Here is a 503-nt window from a genome sequence, read left to right on the forward strand (position 1 = left end):
TCTTGACTCTAGACCACTCAAGAATAGCCGCGAAACGTTGTCATTACAACACAGGCGGCTATATGCCGTTCGCAGAGCTGGGCATGGCCTTCTGGCATGATTTAGCGGCTCCGGTCATTGCTGGTATTCTTGCCAGTATGATCGTGAACTGGCTGAACAAGCGGAAGTAACGTGCCATGCGGGCGTCAGGCTGACGTAATGGCAATTTGCGCCCGGACCAGGCCGCAGGGGGGAAACTCTGCGGCCTTTTTCGTAAGAAAAATGCAACGGTTGCAAGCGGATAATATTCTGCGGAATGCGCAGCACAGAGTGAAGACGTGACGGATTCCGGAACAGAAAAACAGTCGTAGAATCAGCGGCAAGCCGGAAAGGTTCCGGTGAGGCGCAATGTTGCGGGGGCTTTATCCCTGGTGGCATTGGTTGCTGGAGAGAGAAAACCCCCGCACGTTGCAGGTATGCACCTGACAACATCACGGGGGCTAATCTTGAACCCAAACAACTCA

General features: G+C 53.7%; 1 protein-coding gene. It reads left to right on the forward strand.

Annotated features, from left to right (window positions below; translation table 11 throughout):
• Window positions 1-62 precede the first annotated feature (62 nt).
• Entirely contained in the window at window positions 63-170 is a 108-nt protein-coding gene (locus tag MLOOGBEN_RS28860; protein WP_179161671.1) for a type I toxin-antitoxin system toxin Ldr family protein, read from the forward strand.
• Window positions 171-503 lie beyond the last annotated feature (333 nt).

This window comes from Bacillus sp. EB106-08-02-XG196 (genome assembly GCF_013396335.1).
Taxonomy (GTDB): Bacteria; Bacillota; Bacilli; order Bacillales; family Cytobacillaceae; genus Neobacillus.